This is a genomic window from Pseudomonas sp. MF6776, from assembly GCF_016613125.1.
Lineage (GTDB): Bacteria > Pseudomonadota > Gammaproteobacteria > Pseudomonadales > Pseudomonadaceae > Aquipseudomonas > Aquipseudomonas iridis.
The window spans coordinates 81,343-104,672 of the sequence record NZ_JAENSQ010000020.1 but is presented as its reverse complement, the minus strand read 5'-3'; the positions used below and the strand labels follow the sequence as shown (position 1 = coordinate 104,672).

The 23,330-nt window shown below is 58.7% G+C and carries 19 protein-coding genes and 2 pseudogenes; 14 read left to right on the top strand and 7 right to left on the bottom strand.

The features are described 5' to 3' along the window. Positions 1–118, top strand: a pseudogene (locus JJD74_RS30900) (IS30 family transposase); the annotation flags it as partial. 54 nt (positions 119–172) lie between these two features. Here the strand turns inward: JJD74_RS30900 and JJD74_RS31270 are convergent. The 3 genes and pseudogenes from JJD74_RS31270 to JJD74_RS21295 form a co-directional block, all read right to left on the bottom strand. Then, positions 173–850 (bottom strand): annotated as a pseudogene (locus tag JJD74_RS31270) (WxcM-like domain-containing protein); the annotation flags it as partial. A gap of 106 nt (positions 851–956) precedes the next feature. After that, positions 957–1,901 carry a glycosyltransferase family 2 protein gene (locus JJD74_RS21300; RefSeq protein ID WP_200616742.1) on the bottom strand — a complete coding sequence of 315 codons (945 nt, stop codon included), beginning with the start codon at positions 1,899–1,901 and terminating at the stop codon, positions 957–959. After that, on the bottom strand, positions 1,898–2,995 hold the full coding sequence (locus JJD74_RS21295) for a DegT/DnrJ/EryC1/StrS family aminotransferase (RefSeq protein WP_200616741.1): 1,098 nt from the start codon (positions 2,993–2,995) through the stop codon (positions 1,898–1,900). The genes JJD74_RS21300 and JJD74_RS21295 overlap by 4 nt, the downstream gene beginning before the upstream one ends. A gap of 550 nt (positions 2,996–3,545) precedes the next feature. Between JJD74_RS21295 and JJD74_RS21290 the strand changes: the two genes are divergently transcribed. From JJD74_RS21290 to fabF, 6 genes are all read left to right on the top strand, one after another. Then, entirely contained in the window at positions 3,546–4,517 is a 972-nt protein-coding gene (locus tag JJD74_RS21290) for a UDP-glucose 4-epimerase family protein (RefSeq protein ID WP_200616740.1), read from the top strand. Then, on the top strand, positions 4,514–5,533 hold the full coding sequence (locus tag JJD74_RS21285) for an MraY family glycosyltransferase (protein WP_200616739.1): 1,020 nt from the start codon (positions 4,514–4,516) through the stop codon (positions 5,531–5,533). Before JJD74_RS21290 ends, JJD74_RS21285 begins: the two co-directional genes overlap by 4 nt. A gap of 108 nt (positions 5,534–5,641) precedes the next feature. Continuing rightward, entirely contained in the window at positions 5,642–7,636 is a 1,995-nt protein-coding gene (locus JJD74_RS21280) for a polysaccharide biosynthesis protein (RefSeq protein ID WP_200616738.1), read from the top strand. 109 nt (positions 7,637–7,745) lie between these two features. After that, positions 7,746–8,081, top strand: a complete 336-nt coding sequence (locus JJD74_RS21275; protein ID WP_042560336.1) for a ComEA family DNA-binding protein — start codon at positions 7,746–7,748, stop codon at positions 8,079–8,081. A 211-nt stretch (positions 8,082–8,292) separates the two neighbouring features. Next, positions 8,293–9,087 (top strand): SDR family NAD(P)-dependent oxidoreductase, encoded by a 795-nt coding sequence (locus JJD74_RS21270; protein WP_042560335.1) that lies wholly within the window; start codon positions 8,293–8,295, stop codon positions 9,085–9,087. A 32-nt stretch (positions 9,088–9,119) separates the two neighbouring features. Then, a complete protein-coding gene (gene fabF, locus JJD74_RS21265) occupies positions 9,120–10,394 on the top strand; it encodes a beta-ketoacyl-ACP synthase II (RefSeq protein WP_200616737.1) in 1,275 nt (424 codons plus the stop codon). On the opposite strand, the gene JJD74_RS21260 is transcribed toward fabF, so the two are convergent. The 3 genes from JJD74_RS21260 to eat all read right to left on the bottom strand — a co-directional run bounded on the left by JJD74_RS21260 (position 10,391) and on the right by eat (position 12,751). Next, positions 10,391–10,948 (bottom strand): TetR/AcrR family transcriptional regulator, encoded by a 558-nt coding sequence (locus tag JJD74_RS21260; protein ID WP_200616736.1) that lies wholly within the window; start codon positions 10,946–10,948, stop codon positions 10,391–10,393. The two genes, fabF and JJD74_RS21260, sit on opposite strands and share 4 nt — an antisense overlap. Positions 10,949–11,087: 139 nt before the next feature. Further along, complete coding sequence (locus tag JJD74_RS21255) at positions 11,088–11,255, bottom strand: DUF2897 family protein (RefSeq protein WP_080896048.1); 168 nt, start codon at positions 11,253–11,255, stop codon at positions 11,088–11,090. A gap of 131 nt (positions 11,256–11,386) precedes the next feature. Further along, the gene (gene eat, locus JJD74_RS21250; protein WP_047302406.1) at positions 11,387–12,751 is read right to left on the bottom strand and encodes an ethanolamine permease; all 1,365 of its coding nucleotides are present in this window, start codon (positions 12,749–12,751) and stop codon (positions 11,387–11,389) included. Positions 12,752–13,148: 397 nt separating this feature from the next. Here eat and kdpF point away from each other — a divergent pair, with 397 nt between their 5' ends. The 6 genes from kdpF (at position 13,149) to JJD74_RS21220 (ending at position 21,312) form a co-directional block, all read left to right on the top strand. Next, positions 13,149–13,238, top strand: coding sequence for a K(+)-transporting ATPase subunit F (gene kdpF, locus JJD74_RS21245; protein WP_007899818.1), 90 nt, complete (start codon positions 13,149–13,151; stop codon positions 13,236–13,238). Positions 13,239–13,246: 8 nt separating this feature from the next. Next, the gene (kdpA, locus tag JJD74_RS21240) at positions 13,247–14,941 is read left to right on the top strand and encodes a potassium-transporting ATPase subunit KdpA (protein ID WP_200616735.1); all 1,695 of its coding nucleotides are present in this window, start codon (positions 13,247–13,249) and stop codon (positions 14,939–14,941) included. A gap of 10 nt (positions 14,942–14,951) precedes the next feature. After that, positions 14,952–17,009, top strand: a complete 2,058-nt coding sequence (gene kdpB, locus JJD74_RS21235; RefSeq protein ID WP_200616734.1) for a potassium-transporting ATPase subunit KdpB — start codon at positions 14,952–14,954, stop codon at positions 17,007–17,009. A 228-nt stretch (positions 17,010–17,237) separates the two neighbouring features. Next, on the top strand, positions 17,238–17,783 hold the full coding sequence (gene kdpC / locus JJD74_RS21230) for a potassium-transporting ATPase subunit KdpC (protein ID WP_042560329.1): 546 nt from the start codon (positions 17,238–17,240) through the stop codon (positions 17,781–17,783). A gap of 130 nt (positions 17,784–17,913) precedes the next feature. Then, entirely contained in the window at positions 17,914–20,565 is a 2,652-nt protein-coding gene (locus JJD74_RS21225) for a sensor histidine kinase (RefSeq protein ID WP_047302403.1), read from the top strand. A 48-nt stretch (positions 20,566–20,613) separates the two neighbouring features. Then, positions 20,614–21,312 carry a response regulator gene (locus JJD74_RS21220; RefSeq protein ID WP_200616733.1) on the top strand — a complete coding sequence of 233 codons (699 nt, stop codon included), beginning with the start codon at positions 20,614–20,616 and terminating at the stop codon, positions 21,310–21,312. Between the two features lie 466 nt (positions 21,313–21,778). Here JJD74_RS21220 and JJD74_RS21215 read toward each other — a convergent pair whose 3' ends face one another. Further along, positions 21,779–22,825: a patatin-like phospholipase family protein gene (locus tag JJD74_RS21215; RefSeq protein ID WP_042560326.1), complete on the bottom strand. Its 1,047-nt coding sequence runs from the start codon at positions 22,823–22,825 to the stop codon at positions 21,779–21,781. Positions 22,826–23,041: 216 nt separating this feature from the next. Here JJD74_RS21215 and JJD74_RS21210 point away from each other — a divergent pair, with 216 nt between their 5' ends. After that, the gene (locus JJD74_RS21210; RefSeq protein WP_042560325.1) at positions 23,042–23,320 is read left to right on the top strand and encodes a hypothetical protein; all 279 of its coding nucleotides are present in this window, start codon (positions 23,042–23,044) and stop codon (positions 23,318–23,320) included. The last annotated feature ends 10 nt before the right edge of the window (positions 23,321–23,330 follow it).

Here is a 23,330-nt window from a genome sequence, read left to right as displayed (position 1 = left end):
GACCGTCGAAGCCGTCAATCGGACAGTAGCGAGGATCAATCTACGCCCGCGCAAGCGCTTGGGCTGGAAGACGCCGTACGAAGTGCATACAGGGGTGAGCGTTGCACTTATGTGTTGAATTCAGGTACTGTATTCCCCAAGTGAGCGGCGGCAGATAGATGCCTTTGTTCGGCGCGTCCAGCAAGACTTCGGCACGGTTGGTGCCGTCATCAACAACCACAGCACAACTGCCTTTCACGCAAATCAGGAATTGATGGCATTTGTGGTGGGCATGCTCGCCTCGTGTCTTCTGGCTTGGAACATTGAACACTAGGAAGTAGCGCTTCGGCGTGAAAGGAATTTCCTTGTGAAATTCACCTACGGACAGGTCGCCGCGCATGTCGGCGATGTACTTGAAGCGATGGGTGGTTACATCGCCCACACCGATGCGCACTACAGCTTCCGACTGCTCTTGCGCTTTTACTGCAGGGCTTTTGGCCGCATCACTGGATGCGGAGTTTTCCACATAGCCGGTGATACGCGCCGGTGACCCGGTGACAATGGCGTACGGTGGCACGGATTTGGTGACAACCGCACCCGCACCGACCATTGCACCAGTGCCGATGGTGATGCCCGGTAGAATCACTGCGCCACCGCCAATAGAAGCGCCGTCCTCGATAACGGTCTGCGAAAACGACTCGGGGTAAACCTTGGAGCGCGGGAACTTGTCGTTGGTGAACGTGGCATTTGGGCCGATGAAAACGTCGGCGCCTATTCGAAGGCCGTCCCACACATAAACACCGGATTTGATCGTCGTGCGATCGCCGATTACGACATCGTTTTCGATCAAGGAATGCGAGCAGACGTTCACGTCGTTACCGATCACTGCGTCCGGGAAGACCACCACGTATTGCCAGATGCGCGTGTTTTTGCCGATATTTCCGGATTTAACATCTGCAGTGGCGTGAATGAAGGCATCAGACACTTGAGTTCTCCTTGTTGTCGAGTTTTATGCAGACAATGGCTAGCGGGCGTTGCTTGCTGTTTTCGTAGGCCCGCCAGGCATAAGTGCCAACGAGGCCGATGCCGAGTAAATTCAACGTTCCGAGCAGTAGCACGACCAGGATAGTGGCGGCATAACCGGGTACATCAATCGCACCTGACAGTTTTGCAATAATCACCATCAAGCCGATGAACAGCGAGACGATCGAACCCATTGCGCCCATTCGAGTGAGGAGTCGGATCGGGTAGTCGGTAAAGGCGAACACACTGTCCATCATGTATTCGAACTTTTTCTTGAATGTCCACGCTGACTTGCCTTCCAGGCGGGTCTGGCGTTCGTATTCGATGAATTTTCGGCGGAAGCCCAGCCAGAAGATCAGAGCGATCAACGACGAGCGCGACTCGTTCAGTTGCAATAGTTGCTCGCGGAATGCCTTGTTGCAGCCGAAAATGTCTACGCCGCCCTTGGGCATGTCATGCACCACCAGGCGGCGGTACAAGCCCCAGAAGATCGACGATGCCATCCGGCTGGACAGCGGATCCTGTCGGGCGTTGCGCGTACCAATGGCTACATCGCATTCATCAGCGGCCAGTGATTGGAAGAAGCTGATCAGAAGCTCCGGCGGCTCTTGCAGATCGGCCGCCATTACGCCGAAATACTCGCCCTTGGCGGCCATCAAACCGGTGCGAATGGCCGGAAATGAACCGAAGTTGCGTGAATGGGCAAGTAATTGTGCAGGAAAGCTCATAGCGCCCAATGCCTGCTTGAGCAGCGCAAACGAATCATCCGGGCTGCCGTCGACCACGAAAACCACTTCGAGCTGATTCTCGAGCGCGTGGTTCATGTCCGTCAGGGCTTGAATCAGTCGGGGAATCGAGTCGGAGTTTTTATAGACTGGAACGATGACGGAATATCTCATGCAGCCCATCCATTGACCGCTGCGACAACATTGCTGATTTCTTCGTCGGTCATTTCCGGGTAGCACGGAAGTGTCAGGATCAGAGCGGCCAATTGCTCGGTGTTGGTCAGGCTCAGATCGGCAAATTGCTGGCCGAAGACTGGTTGTTTGTAGTCCGGGATAGGGTAGTGAATGTCGGAGGCGATCTGCGCTTGGCGCAAATGCAGCTGCAGGGCGTCGCGCTTGGGCGACTTGATGACATACAGGTGGGCAACTGATGCCAGGCCGACGTCCTGCGCGTGCTCAATGTCGCTGTGCTGAATTTCGTTTCTGTAGCGTGCAGCGATCTCGCGACGGCGAGCGTTGCCTTCGTCGAGATGGGGTAGGAACTCGGACAGGATGGCCGCCTGCATTTCATCCAGGCGGCTGTTACGGGCCCCGTCCAGTTCAACGCAATATTTGGAGGACCAGCCGTATTGCCGTAATTGAGCCACGCGTTGCGCGATTTGTGCCGAGTTGGTCACAACCGCGCCACCGTCGCCCAGTGCGCCAAGATTTTTGGTCGGATAAAAACTGAAGCTTGACGCATCTCCGAATGTGCCGACGCGTTGTCCATCGCGCTCGGCACCGTGAGCCTGAGCGCAATCTTCTAGCAAAGGAACATTGTTCGTCGCGCAGTACTCAGCGATTGCCTTGATGTCGGGTACCGCCAAGCCATACAAGTGAGTCACGACTATGGCTTTGACGCCGGCTTCGATGGCCTCTTTGACATGGGCAAGGGTCACCACGTGAGTATTGAGATCGACGTCCATGAAAACCGGTGTTGCGCCGATGGCCAGCACCGACGTGGTGGTGTACATGCCAGCATTGGCAGCCGTCGCTACTTGATCCCCTTTACCTACACCCAGCGCTTTAAGCGCGAGTTCGATGGCATCAGTGCCGTTGCCGACGCTGACACAGTGACCAGCATTAAGATATTTCGCGAAATCCGCTTCGAAGCGTTTCACTTCTGGCCCCAAAATCACCCAGCCGCTGGCGACTACCCGTTGCACCGAAGAATTAATTTGAGATTGAAACTTGACTATCTTCGCTGCAAGGTTGTTGATTTGCTGCATGGGGGCTCTCCATTTCGAAGCAAAAAGCGGGCGATATATAATTAATCGGCGAAGTTCGCCGAAATCATCAATGCTGGGATGTGGCCATGTCCTCGATCAGACATGCCATCAGTTCCTTTTCCGGACGGATTCTATCCGTACCCCGGCCCCGCTCCAACCAGCAAAGTGCATTTACAGTGAACAATATCAGCTGTAAGACGCTGCTTTTGCTGTCAAACCGGTGTGTTGGCGAATCGACTAGTCGTCGATTCCGCCGCAGTAAGCTCACTCCATATTTGAGGCGTTTTCGAATTTCAGCGTAAGTTTGAAGCTTTTGGTGCAGATCAGGCCGGTAAATAAGTCGATGGATTAATGCGTTACTTGTGCCGAGAGTGGTCTCGGGAGCGGTGGATGAAGTGGCTAACCGGCCTCCAATTCAATAAACTGCGGGTCTCAAGCTGTTCTTACTTTCAATCTTCGGCCTCGCGCGCCAGCGATCGGGTTCGCCTTTGGTTTACAAAGACTGGCGTCCACCTCTTCACAGATTTTCAAGTTTTCACAAGGGTCGCCCATGAGCTCCAAGACATTTCTGGTAACCGGTGGCAGCGGTTTTGTGGGGCGCGCATTAATCGAGCGATTGGCGAGTTGTGCAAACTTTTCGGTGATAGCTCCAGTGCGCAACGTGTCCACCAGGTTTCCCGATGGTGTGCGTTCGATCCCGTGGGGCGGTTTGAGTGGCGGGCATGACTGGGGGAAGACATTGTGCGGCATCGAATGTGTTATCCATGCAGCTGCACGGGTTCACGTCATGAAAGATGTCGCGGTAGACCCGCTGGCGGAGTTTCGCGCCGTCAATGTCGACGCAACGCTTAATCTGGCACGCCAGGCTGCAGCGGCGGGCGTCAGGCGCTTCATCTTTATCAGTTCGATCAAGGTCAACGGTGAGGCCACTGCTGTGGGTAAGGCCTTCACCAGTGAGGATGTGCCGGCGCCGACGGACCCTTACGGCATTTCCAAGATGGAGGCTGAGCAGGCACTGCAGACGCTGGCCGTCACCTCGGGCATGGAGGTGGTGATCATCAGGCCGGTGCTGGTTTACGGTCCCGGGGTCAAGGCCAACTTCCAGAGCATGATGCGCTGGCTTCATCGCGGAGTTCCGCTGCCGTTTGGTGCAATACGCAACCAGCGCAGCCTGGTTGCGCTCGATAATCTGGTGGATCTCATTCTGACTTGCGCCGAGCATCCTGCGGCAGCGAACCAGGTTTTCCTTGCCAGTGATGGTGAGGATTTGTCGACGACCCAGCTGCTACGCCGACTGGCCAAGGCATTGGGAGCGCCCTCGCGATTATTGCCGATCCCTGTATGGCTCATGAGCGGCGTTGCTATTGTATTGGGACGAAGGGCATTGGCGCAGAGACTGTTCGGTTCTCTGCAAGTAGACATCAGTAAAAACCGGCAACTTTTGAACTGGGTTCCTCCTTTGACCCTTGATCACACCTTGAGCCTTACGGCACAGCATTTTCTGGACTCTCGTCGAACATGAATTACGGATGGTTCATCGCAGTCATCGCCTTTCTCGCTTTTGCGCTGACATGGGCACTGCGCTACTACGCCTTGTCACGCAGCTTGATCGATATTCCCAATGCCCGAAGTTCGCATTCGGTGCCGACGCCTCGTGGTGGAGGCGTTGCGATTGTCTTGACGTTCACACTGGCGCTGGTGTTTCTGGAGTGGCGGGATCTGCTCGCCACTTCGTCGTTTTGGGCGCTTGCAGGTTCAGGGGCGCTGGTGGCGCTGATCGGCTTCATGGATGACCACGGCCACATTGCCGCACGCTGGCGGTTGCTGGGGCATTTCGGAGCGGCGACCTGGCTGCTTTTCTGGATGGGTGGAATGCCCCCGATGCAATTATGGGGCGTCGCGATCGATATGGGTCTGGTGGGGCATGTACTGGCGGCGTTTTATCTGGTGTGGCTACTGAATCTCTACAACTTCATGGATGGCATAGATGGCATCGCTAGTGTCGAGGCCATTTGTGTGTGCCTGGGTGCGGGTTTACTGGCTTGGCTGGGAGGATGGGCACAACTGATCTGGGCGCCGCTGCTACTCGCGGTTTGTGTGGCGGGCTTTCTGGTCTGGAATTTTCCACCGGCGCGTATCTTCATGGGAGATGCCGGTAGTGGGTTCCTCGGCCTGGTGCTGGGGGGGCTGTCAGTGCAGGCGGCGAGCGTCAGCGCCGAAATGTTCTGGGCCTGGCTGATTCTGCTGGGTGTCTTCATAGTCGATGCCACTTTCACGCTGCTTCGCCGTTTGCTGCGCGGGGAACGGATTTACGAAGCCCATCGCAGTCATGCATACCAATTCGCCTCTCGTCGGTTCAATAGTCATTTGGCTGTCACACTGACAGTGGCGGCGATCAATTTGATCTGGTTGTTGCCAATAGCAGTAGCGGTTATACGATTTGGTCTTGACGGCTGCCTAGGACTTATTCTGGCCTATGCTCCATTGCTGTGCTTGGTGGTGCTATTTCGCGCAGGTGAAAGTGAAACGGCTCCATGAAGAACCCGTCACCGTTTTGTCATTTGCGGTTAAAGTGCAATAAAAGCCTCGGCTCGACTACGGTGCTGCGGCAGTTGAAGGGAGGAAGCTGATTTGTTTGAAGAGTCAATGGATAAGATCAGAGAACGTCTGCTAGGGCTGCCCAGACGTCACAAGCGCCTGCTGCAGGTAGCAACGGATGTTATTCTGGTCTGGGCCGCTCTTTGGTTGGCATTCATCGTTCGACTCGGCATCGATGATATGTATAACCCGTTCAGGGTCCACTTCTGGTTGTTCGCGTGCGCGCCGGTGGTGGCAATTCCTCTGTTCATCCGTTTCGGCATGTATCGCGCGGTGATGCGATATTTCGGTAATGACGCGTTGATCGCCATTATCAAAGCTGTCAGTTTGTCCTCATTGATTTTAGCCGTGGTTGTCTATTGGTACAGCAATCATGAAGCAGTGGTGCCTCGTTCGATCATTTTCAATTACTGGTGGCTGAGTCTGGTCATCATTGGCGGCTTGCGGCTATGCATGCGTCAATATTTCATGGGGGATTGGTTCACGGCAGCGCAACATGTGCCATTCACCAACCGCGACAACGGTCTGATCAAAGTGGCCATTTATGGTGCCGGTGTAGCGGGCAACCAGTTGGTGGCGGCGTTGCGCATGGGCAAGGTGATGCGCCCAGTGGCCTTCATCGATGATGACGCGAGCATTGCCGATCGTTCGATCTCCGGTTTACATGTCTACAAACCCAAGCATATTCAGGAAATGATCGATGTCACTGGTGCTCAGGAAATCCTCCTGGCGCTTCCATCCTCTACCCGCGCCAGGCGCCGGGAGATTCTCAACCTGTTGGAAGGCTTCCCGCTTCATATTCGAAGTGTGCCGAACTTTACTGATCTGGCCAGTGGTCGGGTCAAGGTCGAGGATATTCAAGAGGTCGACATCGCCGACTTGTTGGGGCGCGATTCGGTGCCCGCACAAGGCGATCTGCTGGAGCGGTGCATCAAGGGCAAAGCGGTGATGGTCACTGGTGCTGGTGGCTCTATTGGTTCGGAGCTGTGCCGACAGATTTTCGCGCTGGGTCCGACCACGCTGCTGTTGTTCGACCACAGCGAATTCAACCTTTACAGCATCCTGACCGAACTCGAGCAACGTGGCTGCCGGGAGTCGGTTTCCTTACATCTGCTGCCGATTCTTGGCTCCGTCCGCCACCCGGAAAAATTGCTCGACGTGATGCGAACCTGGCGCGTGGATACCGTTTATCACGCCGCCGCTTACAAGCATGTGCCGATGGTGGAGCACAACATTGCCGAAGGTGTATTGAACAATGTGATCGGCACGTTGAACACTGCCCAGGCGGCACTGCAGTCGGGGGTCGCCAATTTTGTACTGATCTCTACCGACAAGGCCGTTCGTCCCACCAACGTAATGGGCAGTACCAAACGCTTGGCCGAGTTGGTCCTGCAGGCATTGAGCAGAGAAATTGCGCCAGTGCTGTTTGGGGACAATGCCAAGGTGTCTCGGGTCAACAAAACCCGTTTCACCATGGTTCGTTTCGGCAATGTCCTGGGCTCGTCAGGATCTGTTATTCCCTTGTTTCACAGTCAGATCAAAAATGGCGGCCCGCTGACTGTCACCCACCCGAAAATCACCCGCTACTTCATGACCATCCCGGAAGCCGCGCAATTGGTCATCCAGGCTGGATCAATGGGGCAGGGGGGCGATGTGTTCGTACTGGATATGGGCGAGCCGGTGAAAATCGTCGAACTGGCGGAAAAAATGATCCATCTGTCCGGTTTAAGCATTCGCTCCGATCGTAATCCACAAGGTGATATCTCTATCGAATTTACCGGCTTGCGCCCGGGTGAAAAGCTCTACGAGGAACTGTTGATCGGCGACAACGTGGCGGTTACGCCACACACGATGATAATGACTGCCAATGAAGACCACTTGCCTTGGGAGATACTCAAGGGCAAGTTGAGTGAGTTACTCGGCGCGGTCGAGCAAGACGACTACTCCCGCGTCCGCCAGCTCCTGCGCGAAACCGTCTCCGGCTACACCCCCGACGGCGAGATCGTCGACTGGATCTACCAGCAACGCCGCCTCGAGCCCTGATTGTTTCACATCCTGTAACGCACGCATTTTTGACTTGAGCCCGTCATGACCTACATTTGAAGAGCAGCTTCGGAAAGCTGCTTTCTCAAATGATGATGGAGCGTCACTAATGCGTACTGGTTATTTCTATTCCCTGATGTTTGCTCTGCTCACTAGCGCCTCTATTGCGGTGGTTGCGGCGCCTGTCTCCCCGCCTGTGCCGCCAGAAGCGTCGATCGTGATCGACGCTGCGGCGTCTTCGAAAAGTGCAAAAATCAATCTCAACGAGGCCGACTCGGCAACGCTGCAAAAGGAACTGTCGGGTGTAGGCGAGGCCAAAGCCAAAGCGATTGTTGCGTATCGTGAAACAAATGGGCCGTTCGCATCCGTGGACGAGTTGCTGGAAGTCAAGGGTATCGGCAAGGCGATCCTGGATCGCAATCGCGACAAGCTGGAAGTGAACTAAGCTTATTGTTCAACGCCAAGGGGCCGGTCATTGACCGGCCTTTTTGTTTTTCTGGTAAGGCGTTTGACTGAGGAAACCAAGAGCACGCCCGTCGGATAGCCAAAAATTACGGCTATCATATTGCGTTGAGATTATGCATATAATAATTTCCACGCGCTCTGTATCAACCCGATCCAGAGGGCTATCTCTCAAGCATTCCAGGAGTCCTGTCATGAATTCTGTTGCGTCCCAAGGTACCGCTCTCGTCACTGGCGCATCCTCTGGTATCGGAGCGATTTACGCAGAGCGGTTGGCATCGCGCGGTTTTGACTTGTTGTTAGTGGCCCGCGACCAAGAGCGTCTGGACAGTGCCGCAAGCAAGCTGCGTGACGCCCATGGTGTTCAGGTCGAAGTGCTTAAGGCGGACCTGACGCAAAAGGATGACGTGCTCAAACTCGAGCAGCGTCTGCGCAGTGATTCGAGCATCAGCCTGCTGGTCAACAACGCCGGCGTTGCGGCTGACGGTCTGTTGGCCAATGCAGATTTAGAGAATCTCGAGCGGCTGATCCAGCTCAACGTCACCACGGTCACTCGTCTGGCATCGGCCGCTGCAGCGAGTTTTGCCAAGGCGGGTCGCGGCACGATCATCAACATTGCCTCGGTCGTGGCGCTGTTTCCAGAGCGTTTCAACGCCACTTACAGTGCCAGTAAAGCCTATGTGCTGAGCCTGACCCAATCGCTGAACGCTGAACTCGACGGCACCGGTGTAAAAGTCCAGGCGGTGCTGCCCGGCGTTACCCGCACTGAAATCTGGGAGCGTTCCGGAATCGATGCCAGCGGCATCCCGGCCGAAATGGTCATGGAAGCTGGCGAGATGGTCGATGCCGCGCTGGCAGGTCTGGACCAGGGCGAGCTCATTACCATCCCGTCCCTTCCGGATGCGGGTGAGTGGCAAGCCTTTGTGGCTGCGCGGCTGGTGATGGCGCCGAACCTGTCCCGCAGTTCGGCTGCCAGTCGCTACAAGTAAGTTCTTCTGAATCAGTTAGAGGTGCACGCGGTATGGATCAGCGTCGAATAGTCGTCACGGGCATGGGCCTGGTTTCACCCTTGGGCAGCGGTGTCGAGGTTGTTTGGCAACGTTTGCTGCAGGGGCGTTCCGGGTTGCGCAATTTGCCTGAAGCAGTGGTCGCTGACTTGCCCACGAGTGTTGGCGGCCGAGTGCCGACTCTGGAAGAAGACGCCGAGGCCGGTTTTGACCCGGATCGCGCCACCGCGCCGAAAGAACAGAAGAAGATGGACCGCTTCATCATGTTTGCCATGGAGGCCGCGCGGCAGGCGCTAGAGCAGGCTGATTGGCATCCGGAAATTGCTGCTGATCAGGAGCGCACCGCGACAATCATCGGTTCCGGTGTCGGTGGTTTCGGTGCGATTGCTGATGCCGTGCGTACGACTGATAGCCGTGGCCCGCGTCGTTTGTCGCCGTTCACCATTCCGTCGTTTCTGGTCAATCTGGCAGCCGGGCACGTATCGATTCAGCACCACCTCAAAGGACCGTTGGGGGCGCCAGTGACTGCTTGCGCTGCCGGCGTTCAGGCGATTGGTGATGCGGCGCGATTGATTCGATCCGGTGAAGCCGATATCGCCGTGTGCGGCGGGGCGGAAGCGTCGATCGATCGAGTCAGCCTTGCCGGTTTCGCGGCTGCGCGGGCGCTGTCCAGTGGCTACAACGACACTCCACAGCGAGCCTCACGTCCATTCGACAGTGGACGTGATGGTTTTGTCATGGGCGAGGGCGCCGGCCTGTTGGTGATCGAGTCTCTTGAACATGCCTTGGCTCGTGGCGCGCAGCCCTTGGCGGAACTGGTCGGTTACGGCACCACGGCCGATGCCTATCACCTGACCGCTGGGCCGGAAGACGGCAGTGGTGCACGGCGGGCAATGGAGCTGGCTCTGGCTCAGGGCGGTATCACGCCGGATCAGGTCCAGCATCTGAATGCTCACGCGACGTCCACGCCGGTTGGCGACCTTGGCGAGTTGGCGGCGATCAAGGCGTTGTTCGGTGCAGAAAGCAAAATCGCCGTGACCTCGACCAAATCCGCCACCGGCCACTTGCTGGGTGCTGCGGGTGGACTTGAGGCGATCTTTACGTTGTTGGCAATTCGCGACCAAGTGGTGCCGCCGACGCTCAATTTTGACAATCCTGATCCTGCCAGCGAAGGCGTGGACATCGTCCATGGCCAGGCCCGGCCGATGCCGATCGAATATGCGTTATCCAACGGGTTCGGCTTTGGCGGTGTGAATGCCAGCGTGCTGTTCAAGCGTTGGCAGGCCTAGTCTTTGGGTTGTTTGAGGTGCTCGCGGGTGACATCGAGGATGCGTTGAGCGAACTCGGTATCCGCGACACTGCGTGACAGCAGTAAGGCGCCAACCAGGGTCGACATGATGACGATGGCCCGGTCGGCGCCATTGTCACCTTCGAGGGTGTCTTCGATCTGATTCAGTCGTGCGTTGAGCACGGCGTCACTGGTTGGACTGGGTTGTCCACGCAATCCCAGTTCCGCAGAGATGGTCAGGAGGGGGCAACCTTCATGTGGCGATGTCTGATGCCATTCGGACAGGTAAGTGTCGATAAACACTTGCAGCGGATGTTCTTGGGCAAAAATTTCAGCGCATAACCCATCAACCTGGTCGCCTGCCTCTTGCAGTGCCTTTTCGACCAACTCGTCCTTCGATCTGAAGTGCGAGTAAAAACCGCCGTGGGTCAGCCCCAGCGCTTTCATCAACGGCTGAAGGCCGGTCGCACCGATTCCATCCTTGCGGAATCGCGCCGAGGCTTCCTTGATTATTCGTTGATGTGTCTGGGCTTTATGGTCCTGCGAGTAACGCATCTGGATCTCTCCGCAACAATACCCGCATATTAACCATGGAAAATTAAATGGTGACTGTACTTCTACTTCTAAAAAAACACGCAGAAGGGCAGATACGGATCTGAAAAACAAACCCCGCCAGTTAGGCGGGGTTTTTTCTTTAGCGGTCTTGGGCTTCTTTCGCGTCCGCCTCGGCATTGCGTGCGGCGACGCGTTTGCGTTCTTCGTCGGTCAGTTCGACCTTGTTGGCGGTGTCTCGCAACATCATCAACCCGCCCACGATCGAGCCGATTGCAACGACAAGAATCAACCAGGCATACCAAGGCATAACGGCTCTCCTTAAAGGCAGATCGGTGGGCGAGGATTTCGCCGTTAACCGCTGCATACAACTTTTGAGCGAAGTTAACTCGCAGTGGTTCCATTCTAGGCCCGTTATGCCCGGTGCACCCGATCAATCCCTCAATGACCCGTGAGCATCGCGTCGGCCGGTGCGTTGGCACGCAGTTGGCCAGTCAGCATGAAATAACCAAACCCCACCGCCATGAAACCGAGGAATATCAGCCCGATCAGTGTGTTGAACCACGCCATCGCCACCAGACACACCACCGCCAGTACCAGCGCAATCATCGGAATCAACGGATAGCACGGCGCACGGAAGGTGCGCTCAAGGTTAGGCTCGGATTTACGCAGTTTGAACAGGCTGAGCATGCTCATGATGTACATCACGATCGCGCCGAACACCGCCATGGTGATCATCGCGGCAGTGAGGGTCATGCCGCCGAGGTTGATCAGGCCGTCGCTATAAATAGCCGCGATGCCGATGATGCCGCCGGCGATGATCGCCCGGTGCGGCGTCTGGAAGCGCGACAGTTTTGCCAGCGATGCGGGCAGATAGCCGGCGCGGGCGAGGGCGAAGAACTGGCGCGAGTAGCCAAGAATGATCCCGTGAAAGCTCGCCACCAGACCGAACAGGCCGATCCATACCAGCATGTGCAGCCAGCCGGAATTATCGCCGACCACGGTTTTCATCGCTTGCGGCAGTGGGTCGTTGATGTTGGCCAAGGTGCGCCAGTCGCCGACGCCGCCGGCAAAAAACATCACTCCCATTGCCAGCAGCACCAGAGTCAGGATGCCGCTGATGTAAGCCTTGGGGATCGTGCGTTTCGGGTCCTTGGCTTCTTCGGCGGCCATGGCTGCGCCTTCGATGGCGAGGAAGAACCAGATGGCGAACGGAATCGCGGCGAACATCCCGGCAATCGCTGGCGCACCGAAAACGTCCGAACCGGCCCAGCCATTGAGCGCGAAGTTACTGAAGCTGAACGCTGGAGCGACGACGCCCATGAACACCAGCAGTTCGGCGACGGCGAGCACGCAGACGATCAACTCGAAGGTCGCCGCCAGTTTCACCCCAAGGATGTTCAATCCCATAAAGACGATGTACGCACCGACTGCCGCGTGTTTCGGATCAAGCGCCGGAAATTGCACATTCAGATAGGCACCGATGGCCAGCGCAATCGCGGGTGGAGCGAAGACGAACTCGATCAGCGTCGCCAGCCCGGCGATCAATCCGCCTTTTTCACCAAACGCTCGACGGCTGTAGGCAAACGGCCCGCCAGCGTGAGGAATTGCGGTGGTGAGTTCGGTGAAGCTGAAGATAAAGCAGGTGTACATGGTCGCGACCATGAACGAGGTCACCAGAAAACCTAGCGTCCCGGCCACGCCCCAGCCGTAACTCCAGCCAAAGTATTCCCCGGAAATCACCAGCCCCACGGCGATACCCCACAAGTGCAGCGTGCCCAGCGTGGGTTTGAGTTGTGTGTTCATGCGTTTGCTCCCTGAACGGTTGGAAAGCTCGGGGGAGGGCGTGTGCAGTGGGCGTGCCATTTTGTATTGGCGGGTCGTAAAGGGCTTGAATCTGTCGTATCGGGGATGTTCGTAGCTGAATGTGCAAGGTTTATGCGCCAGTAGGGTGCGATGTTGCCCGCTCTGCGGTCTTCGCGAGCAGGCTCGCTCCCACAGGGGGAATGCATTTCAATGTGGGAGCGAGCCTGCTCGCGAAAAGGCCAGCCCAGACCCCGCAAAACCTGGCTGTAACGAACGCATAAACCCACTCTTTACGCTTTCTTTATGCCCCGCGCGCACCCTCGCTCTCGTTCCTTTACAGCCTCCTTCCCGACAATCACTCCACACGCGGCAATACGCCGTAACACGGAGATATTCCATGAGCGTTCTGGACGGGGTGTCACTGCTATTGGCAGTGGGGCTGTTCATTTATCTGTTGGTTGCGCTGTTGCGCGCGGATCGGAACTAGGAGCGGCTATGCACAGTTATGACTATTGGCTGATCCTCGCGTTCTTTGCGTTGGTCTTGCTGCCGGCGCCGTTCCTCGGGCGCTTTTACTACAAGGTGATGGAAGGCCAGCGTACCTGGCTGACGCCGATTCTCGGTCCGGTCGAGCGCGGCTGTTTTCGCGTGGCCGGGGTCAATCCGCAGGATGAACAGAGCTGGCAGAAATACGCGCTGGCGCTGCTGGCCTTCAACCTTGCCGGTTTCCTGCTGCTGTTCACGATTCTGCTGTTTCAGGATCACTTGCCGCTGAACCCGCAGAACCTGCCGGGCCTGGAATGGACTCAGGCGTTCAACACCGCGGTCAGTTTCATGACCAACACCAACTGGCAGTCCTACAGTGGTGAAGCGACGCTCAGCTACCTGAGCCAGATGGTTGGCCTCACCGTGCAGAACTTCGTCAGCGCCGCCACCGGCCTCGCCGTGTTGGTCGCGCTGTGCCGTGGCATCGGCCGCAAGTCGAGCAAGACACTGGGCAATTTCTGGGTCGATATGACCCGCGCCACCCTCTACGGTTTGCTGCCGCTGTGCCTGCTGCTGGCGCTGTATCTGGTCTGGCAGGGCGTGCCGCAAACCTTCGCGCAGTATGTGAATGCGGTGACCCTGCAGGGCGTTGATCAAGTGATCCCGCTCGGCCCGGCTGCCAGTCAGATTGCGATCAAGCAACTGGGCACCAACGGTGGTGGCTTCTTCGGCGTCAACTCGGCGCATCCGTTCGAGAACCCGACCGCGTGGAGCAACCTGTTCGAAGTTGCCTCGATCATCCTGATCCCGGCGGCGCTGGTGTTCACTTTCGGCCATTACGTGAAGGACCTGCGTCAGAGCCGCGCGATCATCGCCTGCATGTTGGCGCTGTTCCTGATCGGCGGCGCGACTTCGCTGTGGGCTGAGTACCAGCCGAATCCGACCCTGAACAACGCTGCCGTCGAACAGACCGCACCGCTGGAAGGCAAGGAAGCGCGTTTCGGCACCACCGCTACTGTGCTGTGGTCGGTGACCACCACGGCGGCGTCGAACGGCTCGGTCAACGGCATGCACGACAGCCTCAATCCACTGAGCGGCATGGTTGCGCTGGTCAACATGATGGTCGGCGAAGTGATCTTCGGCGGCGTCGGTGCCGGGCTTTACGGCATGTTGCTCAACGTGTTGATCGCGGTGTTCCTCGCCGGTCTGATGATTGGTCGTACGCCGGAATACCTGGGTAAAAAACTCCAGGCGCGAGAAGTGCAATTGCTCGTGGTCACGCTGCTGGTGATGCCGGTCGGCGTGTTGGTACTCGGCGCGATCGCCGCCACCCTGCCAGGCCCTGCGGCGAGCATCAGCAACCCCGGCCCCCACGGTTTCAGCCAGTTGCTCTACGCCTACACCTCGGCCGGTGCGAACAACGGTTCGGCGTTTGGTGGTTTGAGCGCGAACACTCCGTTCCACAACCTGATGCTCGGCCTGGGCATGTTGATCGGTCGTTTCGGCTACATCCTTCCGGTTCTGGCCTTGGCCGGCAGCCTGGCAATGAAGAAAACCGCACCGATCGGCCAGAACAGCTTCCCGACCCACGGCCCGCTGTTCGTGACCCTGTTGACCGTGACCATTTTGCTGGTGGGCGGCCTGACCTTTTTGCCGGCTCTGGCGTTGGGTCCAATCGCTGAACACCTGAGCCTGGGCTTCTAAGGAGTCAATGATGAATATGCCCGCAATCAAACCCGCTGCCGCCAAAGCACCGGAACAAGCGAAAACCGCGATCTCGGCCCTGTGGCGTCCGGCGCTGGTGCAAGCCTTCGTCAAACTCGACCCTCGGCAACTGAAGCGTTCGCCAGTGATGCTGGTGGTCGAACTGACCGCGATTTTCACCACAGTGCTGTGCTTCATTCCCGATGCTGATGTGCCGACGTTCGTCGCCGCGCAAATTGCCCTGTGGCTATGGTTCACCGTGTTGTTTGCCAACTTCGCCGAAGCCTTGGCCGAAGGTCGCGGCAAGGCCCGCGCCGACAGCCTCAAGGCTGGCAGCGAAGGCTTAAGCGCTCGACGCAAACAGGCTGACGGCAGCTTCCAGGTTGTGCCGGCGACAAGTCTGCGCAAGGACGATGTGGTGCGCGTCGAAGCGGGGGAGATGATCCCCGGTGACGGCGAAGTCATCGAAGGCATTGCTGCGGTCAACGAAGCGGCGATTACCGGTGAATCGGCGCCGGTCATTCGCGAGTCCGGCGGCGACCGCTCGGCCGTCACCGGCAACACCCGACTGGTGTCTGACTGGCTGCTGGTGAAGATCACCGCCAACCCCGGTGAATCGACTCTCGACCGCATGATCGCTTTGGTCGAAGGCGCCAAACGCCAGAAGACCCCAAACGAAGTCGCGCTGGATATCCTGCTGATCGGTCTGACGCTGATCTTTCTGCTGGTGGTGGTGACCCTGCAACCCTTCGCCCATTTCGCTAACGGCAGCCTGCCGCTGGTGTTTTTGGTGGCGCTGTTGGTGACGCTGATTCCGACCACCATCGGCGGCCTGCTGTCGGCGATCGGTATCGCCGGGATGGATCGTCTGGTGCGCCTGAACGTGATTGCCAAGTCCGGTCGCGCGGTGGAAGCCGCGGGCGATGTGCATGTGTTGCTGCTCGACAAGACCGGCACCATCACCTTCGGCAACCGTCGGTGCAGCGCGGTGTATGCCGCGCCTGGCGTGACGGGCCGTGACTTGGCCGAAGGTGCGTTGCTTGCGTCGCTGGGTGACGAAACCGCCGAAGGCAAATCCATCGTCGAGTACCTGCGCGGCCTGCATCCGCAACCTGAGCCTTCGCCGCAAACCCTGACTGTTGTGCCGTTCAGCGCTGAAACCCGCTTGTCCGGTGTCGACTACCAGGGCCGCATCTATCGCAAAGGTGCGGTGGATTCGCTGCTGAGTTTCATCGGTCAACCACGCGCCGATCTGGCGCCGGCCCTGTCGCGGGAAATCGACAAAATCGCCCAGAGCGGCGGCACACCGTTGCTGGTCTGTGTGGACGGTAAATTGCTCGGCGCGATCCACCTCAAGGACGTAGTCAAACCGGGTATCCGCGAGCGTTTTGCCGAGCTGCGCAAACTGGGGATTCGCACGGTGATGGTCACCGGTGACAACCCGCTGACCGCTGCTGCGATTGCGGCTGAAGCGGGCGTCGATGACGTCCTCGCCGAAGCCACCCCGGAAAAGAAACTGGCGCGTATTCGCCTCGAGCAGAACGACGGTCGTCTGGTCGCGATGTGCGGTGACGGCGCCAACGACGCCCCGGCGCTGGCCCAGGCCGACGTCGGTATGGCGATGAACGATGGCACGCAAGCCGCACGCGAAGCGGCGAACATGGTCGACCTCGACAGCGATCCGACCAAGCTGCTGGACGTGGTGCAGATCGGCAAGGAATTGCTGGTGACCCGTGGTGCGCTGACGACCTTTTCCATCGCCAACGACATCGCCAAGTACTTCGCGATTCTGCCGGCGTTGTTCGCCTCGATCTACCCGCAACTGGGCGTGCTGAACATCATGCACCTGAGCAGTCCGCAGAGCGCGATTCTGTCGGCCATTGTGTTCAACGCGTTGATCATCGTAGTGCTGATTCCGCTGGCTCTGCGCGGTGTGCGCGTGCAAGCGGCGAGTGCGGCGGCGTTGTTGCGACGCAATCTGCTGATCTATGGCGTGGGCGGGATTCTGGTGCCGTTCGTGGGGATCAAGGCGATCGACATGCTGCTCACGGCGCTGCATCTGGTGTGAGGCTGAAGAGCTCCTCACCCTAACCCTCTCCCGGGGTGGGAGGGGACTGATTGAGGTGTTTTGGCGAGTTACGCCGACCTGAGATACCGAGCCGAACTCAGGTCTTGAAAAACACATGGATCGGCTCCCTTTCCCCTCGCCCCCTTGGGGGAGAGGGCTGGGGTGAGGGGGAAGAAATTTCCCTGACACGCCACCAAAAGTTTGCCCAACGAATTCGAGGATTATGAAATGTCCACAATGATACGTCCGGCCCTGAGCCTGCTGGTGCTGATGACCCTGGTCACCGGCGTTGCCTATCCGCTGGTCGTCACGGGCGTCGCGCAGGTCGCGTTTCCCGAGCAGGCCAACGGTAGCCTGGTGCACGACGCCGCCGGCAAAGTCCGCGGTTCATCGCAGATCGCCCAGGATTTTGTCGGCGATGCATGGTTCCATCCGCGCCCATCGGCCGGCGCCTTTGCCACTGTTTCCAGTAGCGCAAGCAACTTGGCGCCAAGCAATCCGGCACTGGCCACCCGCGTGATCGATGACGCCAACAAGTTGCAGGTTCCAGGTCAAGGCCCGGTGCCGCTGGCGCTGCTGACTACTTCCGGCAGCGGCCTCGATCCGCACTTGCCTCCGGCGGCAATTGCCTATCAACTGGCGCGTGTCGCGCAAGCGCGTAACCTGCCGGTGTCGACCGTGCAGCAACTGCTTGATGCGCACATCGAGCGGCCGCTGGTGGGACCGCCGGTGGTGAATGTGCTTGAGTTGAACATGGCACTGGAAAAACTCTGAATCGGCGGCGCGGCCATTCGCGAGCAGGCTCGCTCCCACAGGGGCCTGCATACTCCTCGTGGGAGCGAGCCTGCTCGCGAAGAGGGCCACTAGAACACTGCATAACCATCAGCAAGAGAGAACTTCAAGCATGAGCGACTCCGGCCGCGCCGACGCACTGTTAGCAGACCTGCCCCGCGACGGCCGAGGCCGGCTCAAGGTTTTCCTTGGCGCCGCGCCCGGTGTCGGCAAGACCTACGCCATGCTCCAGGCCGCCCACACCCAACTGCGCCAAGGTGTGAAAGTCATCGCCGGCGTCGTTGAAACCCACGGCCGTGCCGAAACCGAAGCGTTGCTCGGCGGCTTGCCGCAGCAGCCTCTGGTGCGCTCGGAATACCGTGGCGTGATGCTCGAAGAAATGGACCTCGACGGCCTCCTCGCCGCCAAACCGAAGCTGGTCCTGGTCGATGAACTGGCCCACAGCAACGCCCCCGGCAGTCGCCATGCGAAACGCTGGCAAGACATTCAGGAACTGCTCTCGGCCGGCATCGATGTTTACACCACGGTCAACGTCCAGCACCTCGAAAGCCTCAACGATCAGGTGCGCGGCATCACCGGCGTGCAGGTGCGCGAAACCCTGCCGGACTGGGTGCTGCAAGAAGCCTTTGAGTTGTTGCTGATCGACCTGCCGCCGCGCGAATTGCTCGAGCGACTGCGCGAAGGCAAGGTCTATGTGCCTGAGCAGGCGCGGGCGGCAATCGATGCATTTTTCACCCAGACCAACCTCACCGCATTGCGCGAACTGGCGATGCAAACGGCAGCGGCACAAGTCGATAACGACCTCGCCCAAGGCTATCGCCAAATGGGTCAGGCCGCGCCGGCGGTGCGCGGACGTTTGCTGGTCGGCATTGATGGCGATGCCCAGGCCGAGCGTCTTGTGCGTCACGCCAGCCGCGTTGCACAGCGTCGGCATTTGCCGTGGAGTCTGGTGCACGTTGACAACGGCAGCGTGCGCGACGAGCAATCACGTTTGCGTTTGCAAAGTGCTCAGCAACTCGCCGAACGTCTCGGTGGCGAAGTGGTGTTGCTGCGCGCCGGCGAGGTGGCGAAAACCCTGATCCAGCATGCTTCCGAACGCCGCGCGAGTCTGGTGCTGGTGGGCCAGTCCCGGCCACGATTGCGCCGTCGTCTGTTCGGTGGAGGGCTGGCCGCGCGGTTGTTGCGTCAGGCTCATGGGCTGGAAATCAACGTCCTCGACAGCGATCAACAACAGGATCAACCGCGTACTCGAAATCCACTGACACTGGTTTGGTTTGACTACATGCTGGCGCTGGTCGCCACGGTGTTGGCCACTGCACTGGCGTGGGCAGTGTCGAGTGTGTTGCCGCTGCCGAACATCTCGCTGGTGTTCCTGGCGGCCGTGTTGCTGGTGGCGGTGCGCAGCAGTCTCGGCCCGGCGCTGGCCTGTGCGGCGTTGTCGTTTCTGACCTACGACTTTTTGTTCATACCGCCAAATTTTTCGTTCAGCATCCAGCGCGAAGAAGACGTGCTGACCTTGCTGTTCTTTCTGTTGATGGCGGCGCTCACAGGCAATCTGGCTGCGCGTCAGCGTCGGCAATTGCAGGCGTTGCGCGACACCCAGGAAGAAACCTCCGAGCTGCTCGACCTGTCGCGCAAACTCACCGCCGCCACCGACCGCCAGGCCGTGGTCAATGCCGCCGCGCAGCACCTCAATGGCTGGAGCGATCTGCAAATCTGCTTGCTCAATCGTGACGGGCAAGCTGGCTGGAAAGTTGAAACCGGTGGGCCGCTGCAATTCACCGAGTCCGAACGCGCTGCCGCCGATTGGGCCTGGCAGCATGATCAACCGGCCGGGGTGGGCACCGGCACGCTGCCGTTCGGTCGCTGGTGGTGGTGGCCGCTGTCGGTCGAGGACGGTCCGCTGGCGCTGCTCGGGGTGTGCGCCAAAGAGGGCCAGACCTTGAGCGGCCAGCGTCGCCGCTTGCTCACCGCGCTCAGTCAGCCGCTGGCACAGGCGTTGGCTCGCGCGCAGTTGGCGGATGATCTGGAAGCGGCGCGCTTGCACGGCGAAACCGAGCAATTGCGCAGTGCGCTGCTGGCCTCGGTTTCCCATGATTTGCGCACGCCGTTGACGTCCATGCGTGGCAGCATCGACAGCCTGTTGGCCCTCGGCGAAGCGATCCCGCTGGAGGATCGACGCGAGCTGCTCGAAGGCACCCGTGATGAAGCCGAGCGCCTCGACCGCTACATCCAGAACCTGCTCGACATGACACGCCTGGGCCATGGCGCGCTGAAACTCGCGCGCGACTGGGTGTCGCCGGCCGATATCGTCGGCAGTTCGCTCAATCGTCTGCGCGCAGTGCTCGCGCCGTTGCAGGTCAGCACCGAGGTGCCAGCCGAGTTGCCGTTGCTGTACGTGCACGCGGCGTTGATCGAGCAGGCGCTGGTCAATGTGCTGGAAAACGCCGCGCGTTTCTCGCCACCCAACGGCCGATTGCAATTGAATGCTGGCGCGAACGACACCGAAATTTACTTCTCGGTCAGCGACGAAGGACCGGGGATTCCCGAAGACGAGCGGGCGAAGATTTTCGATATGTTCTATACCGCCGCACGCGGTGATCGCGGCGGCCAGGGCACCGGCCTCGGCCTGGCGATTTGTCAGGGCATGGTCGGTGCGCATGGCGGACGAATCAGCGTTGCCGATGGCATTGACGGGCGCGGCACCTGCATCACCTTGCACCTGCCATTGCAGGCGCAACCGGGGATGGACGATGAAGCCTGAATCCGACTGCGCTACTCTCTTGCCAATCTTTTGTGTTGATGTGAATTCATGAGCCAGACCGCGACCATTTTGGTCATCGACGACGAACCGCAGATCCGCAAGTTCCTGCGCATCAGCCTCGTTTCACAAGGCTACAAAGTGCTCGAGGCCGGCACCGGCGCCGAGGGCCTGGCGCAAGCCGCGCTGAATAAACCGGACCTGCTGGTGCTCGACCTCGGCCTGCCGGACATGGACGGCCAGCAAGTGCTGCGCGAATTTCGCGAGTGGGCCACGGCGCCGGTGCTGGTGCTGTCGGTGCGCGCCAGCGAAGGGCAGAAGGTCGAGGCATTGGACGGCGGCGCCAACGACTACGTGACCAAACCGTTCGGCATTCAGGAGTTTCTGGCGCGGGTGCGCGCGTTGTTGCGTCAGGCGCCATTGGGAGAAGCGCAGCAGGCCGCGCTGAATTTCGGCCCGCTGACGGTGGACCTGGCCTATCGACGGGTGTTGCTTGATGGCGTCGAAGTGGCCCTGACCCGCAAGGAATATGCGGTGCTGGCGCAACTGGCGCGGCATCCGGGGCGGGTGATCACCCAGCAACAATTGCTCAAGGATATCTGGGGGCCGACGCACACCGAGGACAGTCATTACCTGCGGATCGTGGTTGGGCATTTGCGCCAGAAACTGGCGGATGATCCGACGCGGCCACGGTTTATCGTGACAGAGGCGGGGGTCGGGTATCGGCTGATTAGCGACAACACCCTTTGAATTTTATGTTGTCCTTTCTGGCCTAATCGCTGGCAAGCCAGCTCCCACAGGTTTCTCGGGTGTGTTTGAGCTTGTCTTTCACACTAAACACTTTGGGAGCTGGCTTGCCAGCGATGAGGGCCTGGCATTCAGCAGAGAGTTTTAGGACTCTCCCACAGGTATCTCGGGTGTGTTTGCGCTTGTCTTTCACACTAAACACTGTGGGAGCTGGCTTGCCAGCGATGAGGGCCTGGCATTCAGCAGAGAATTTCAGGGTTCTCCCACAGGTATCTCGGGGTGTGTTTGAGCTTGTCTTTCACACTAAACACTGTGGGAGCTGGCTTGCCAGCGATGAGGGCCTGACATTCAGCAGAGAACTTCAGGACTCTCCCACAGGTATCTCGGGTGTGTTTGAGCTTGTCTTTCACACTAAACACTGTGGGAGCTGGCTTGCCAGCGATGAGGGCCTGGCATTCAGCAGAGAATTTCAGGGTTCTCTGTTTTGCTCCTCTTCATACCGATCCAGGGTATCCCGCGCAATTTCTCTTCCCAGCGCGATCAACTCCGGCGCCTTGTAAAACTCGAAAAACCGGCACACCCGCTTCGGCACGTTGATCAGGATGTCCGGCGGATACCCTGCAATCTTGTACTGCGCCAACGAGGTCTGCATCACCTCGAAACTCTGGTTGATCAAGTCCAGCAATGACGCCGGCCCCACGTTATCGATGATGAATGAACCGGTTGCGGATTTCGGTGCGCCTTCACGCTCCGGGGCGGCTGCCGGTTGCTGGTTTTCCGGTTCGGCGCCTTCAATCCAGGGATTGATTTCAGCGGCCTGCGCGCGCAGCGCTTCCTGCTCAAGTTTCAACATCTTCTCGGCCTGGGTGCGACGGAACGGCATCTTCGAACCGAGCGAATTGATCAGGCTGTCGAACCGCGAGCGGAAGGCGGGCGGGCGCTGGATCACCGGTAATTTGTAATGCCGCTGGTTGGTCGAGTTGAGATTGACCGCGATGATCAGATCGCAATGACTCGACACCACCGGTACGATCGGCAGCGGGTTGAGAATTCCGCCGTCAACCAGCATCCGGTTGCCTTGCATCACCGGGGTGAACAGGCTGGGAATCGCCGCCGAAGCGCGCATGGCCTGATGCAGACAGCCTTCCTGAAACCAGATTTCCTGCTGGTTGGTGAGGTCGGCCGCGACCGCGGTATAAGGGATACGCAGGTCTTCAATGTTGATATCGCCGACGATCTTGCGGATCTGACCGAAGACCTTTTCTCCGCGAATCGCGCCGAGGCGGAAACTCACGTCCACCAGGCGCAGCACGTCGAGGTAATCCAGGCTTTCGATCCAGTTCTTGTATTCATCGAGCTTGCCGGCGGCGTAGATCCCGCCAACCACCGCGCCCATCGAACAACCGGCAATACAGGCGATGTCATAACCGCGTCGTTCGATCTCTTCAATGACTCCGATATGGGCGTAACCCCGGGCGCCACCGGAGCCCAGCACCAGTGCGACACGCTTTTTCATCAAACTTCCTCCCGACAAGGTTGCACAATGCACCCATCGGGCAGGGGGCTCAATCGCCGAGGTCGTTCAGCGCGCCGATGACGTCGTTTTTTCGATACTGTTTGACCACTCGGCGCTATCCTCTGGCCATCGCCTATTCATGGGGCGGCAAGGCACTTTTTCGCAGCCTTATCGTCTTACCTGCACGACTGTTGACCTATCTTTGAGGTGTGAGTGATGAAAGCCTGGATCTGTGTACCGTTGTTGGCCCTGGCATTGGCCGGTTGCGCCGGTAAAACCGCTTACCGCGACAGCTGCGGCAGCCAGCTCGACACCGCGTGGCATGAGTTGGACCTGGCCAAGGCCGAAGGCTTTGCCGGCACCGTGAGTTATTCCAAAGCGCTGTCATTGCTGACGGCCGCCAAGACCCAGCAACAATTTGAAGGCTTCGAAGGCTGTGCGAACAAGGCCGAGAAGGCGCGTTTCTATATTCGCGAATCCCGCGCCGGCCGCTAAGCTGCTGACT